This window comes from Polynucleobacter sp. 39-46-10 (assembly GCF_002282275.1).
Genome location: NZ_NCJB01000321.1, coordinates 1 through 2,511 on the forward strand (window position 1 = coordinate 1; position 2,511 = coordinate 2,511).

The window sequence follows — 2,511 nt, forward strand, 5'->3', positions numbered from 1 at the left end:
GAAATTACCTGCAAAACGATCAATAAAGTCTTAAACCATTCCATGGCTTATCTCCAAATAAAAAAACTAGGCCTGACAAATGGCCAGAAAATCCTGCGGGCTTAAGGAAGCACCCCCAATCAATCCACCATCAATATCCGGCATTGCAAATAGTTCAACGGCATTGTCAGGTTTAACGCTACCGCCATACAAAATTCCCACATGGGAAGCTACATCCTCATCAAACTCCGCTAACTGCAAGCGGATTGCTCGATGCATATCTTGGGCCATTTGAGCGCTTGCTACCTTGCCAGTGCCAATAGCCCAAATAGGCTCATAAGCAATCAGGCAGTCAGCCAAACGATCTTGCAAAATGGCCACTTGTTTTGAAATTTGACCTCTGACAACCTCAATCTCACGACCAGAATTTCGCTCATCTGCAGACTCACCAACACAGATTACAGGGATCATGCCGTTATCAAGTACCTGAAGGGATTTCTCTGCAACCTGCTCATCAACCTCGTGATGATATTGACGACGTTCAGAATGTCCAACAATCACATAAGCACAATTCAATTCTTTGAGCATGGAGGCTGCAACCTCGCCGGTATAAGCGCCAGCAGTATAAGCAGATACATCCTGAGCGCCTAAGCTTAAAAAAGCTAAAGAGCAATTCTGAATTAACTCACCGCACTGCGATAAGTAAGGAGAAGGAACACACACTGCATACTTGCGCCCAGCAGGCATTCCCTGCTCCATGCCACGGCAAACGATCTTGACCCAGTCTGCATTGCTTGCAAGACTGCCGTTCATTTTCCAGTTGCCGATAACAGTGAGTGGGCGCATTAAATCTAGCTCAATACTTAAACAGTGAGGACAATCTTGCCAACGTGCTCAGAAGACTCCATCAAACGATGGGCATCAGCAGCCTGATCCAAGGTAAATGTTTTATAAATTACTGGCTTCAACTTGCCTGCATCTAGCAAAGGCCAGATACGTGCATGTAACTGCTGAGTAATTTGTTTCTTGAATGACACTGGACGTGGGCGCAAGGTAGAACCAGTAATGGTTAAACGACGACGCAAAATTTGTCCGGTATTTACTTCAGCCTTTGATCCGCCCATGATTGCAATAATCACAATGCGACCATCATCAGCTAAGCAATCAATCTCTTTTTGTACATAAGCACCGGTAACCATGTCGAGAATAACGTTGACACCCTTACCGTCTGTTGCCTTCTTCACTTCTTCTGCAAAATCTTGTGTCTTGTAGTTGATCGCCAGATCAGCACCTAAAGCCACGCATGCAGCGCACTTCTCATCGGTGCCGGCAGTCACGAATACTTTATGGCCCAAAGCCTTGGCAATCAAAATGGCAGTCACACCGATGCCACTTGAACCACCTTGAACTAGCAAGGTTTCGCCTTCAGACAACTCACCACGCATGAAGACGTTACTCCATACGGTATAGAAAGTTTCGGGCAATGAGGCTGCTTCTTGATCAGTAAACCCTTTTGGATAAGGCAGGCATTGTGCAATGGGAGCGGTACACAATTCTGCGTAACCACCGCCTTGCACAAGCGCACAAACCTTATCGCCAACTTTGAGACCAAATAGATTATCGGCGTGAGCTAAGTCGCCGCCGATAATCTCACCCGCTACTTCGAGGCCAGGAATATCCGATGCGCCTGCTGGCACTGGGTAATGGCCTTTACGCTGTAAAACATCCGGACGATTAATCCCAGCAGCAATTACCTTAATCAAAATCTCGCCCGTACCAGCAGCCGGAGCCACTGGATCAGGACGAGTAGCAGCCACCAGCATTTCTGGTGCGCCAAATTCTTTGATTTGCATTACGCGCATATGAACTCCGCTCGCTAACTAAATGGCTTAGTCAATAATTAAGCAGTTTCGCCAGATGCAGGGGCAGCCTCAGTCGCGCCAGCCAAAGGAGCAATCGCGCCACCTTCATCAGCCATTGCAGCTTTAAGAGATAAACGCAAACGACCACGCTCATCAGCAGCCAACAACTTCACGCGTACTACTTGGCCTTCTGCTAAATAGTCCTTAACTTCTTTTACACGCTCATTAGAAATTTCTGAGATGTGTAAGAGACCATCTTTACCAGGAAGAATGTTTACCAAAGCACCGAACTCAAGCAACTTCACAACTGGGCCTTCGTAGATCTTGCCTACTTCAGCTTCAGCAGTAATGCCTTCGATACGCGCTTTTGCTTCAGCCATACCTTCAGCAGAAGTAGATGCGATTGTTACTGTACCGTCATCTTTAATATCGATGCTGCAACCGGTTTCTTTAGTCAAGGCTTGAATTGTTGCGCCGCCTTTACCAATTACTTCACGAATCTTGTCTGGATGAATCTTGAAAGAAACCATGCGTGGAGCATGTGCAGACAATTCAGTGCGAACTGAACCCATTGCTTCTTGCATCTTGCTCAAAATATGCAAACGACCTTCTTTAGCTTGGGCCAGTGCAACTTGCATAATTTCTTTGGTGATACCTTGAACCTTGATGT

At 46.4% G+C, this 2,511-nt stretch carries 3 protein-coding genes; all 3 read right to left on the reverse strand.

What is annotated here, in order from left to right; translation table 11 throughout:
* Positions 1 to 66: 66 nt before the first annotated feature.
* Positions 67 to 825, reverse strand: a complete 759-nt coding sequence (gene tpiA / locus B7X71_RS15090; RefSeq protein ID WP_293599291.1) for a triose-phosphate isomerase — start codon at positions 823 to 825, stop codon at positions 67 to 69.
* A gap of 17 nt (positions 826 to 842) precedes the next feature.
* A complete protein-coding gene (locus B7X71_RS15095) occupies positions 843 to 1,841 on the reverse strand; it encodes an NAD(P)H-quinone oxidoreductase (protein WP_293601280.1) in 999 nt (332 codons plus the stop codon).
* A gap of 38 nt (positions 1,842 to 1,879) precedes the next feature.
* Positions 1,880 to 2,511: S1 RNA-binding domain-containing protein (locus B7X71_RS15100; RefSeq protein WP_293601282.1), on the reverse strand; the 632-nt coding region annotated here is incomplete at its 5' end.

Coding starts and splice junctions, on each gene's coding strand:
- tpiA (WP_293599291.1), bottom strand. CDS start 825: ATGCGCCCACTCACTGTTATCGGCAACTGGAAAATGAACGGCAGTCTT.
- B7X71_RS15095 (WP_293601280.1), bottom strand. CDS start 1,841: ATGCGCGTAATGCAAATCAAAGAATTTGGCGCACCAGAAATGCTGGTG.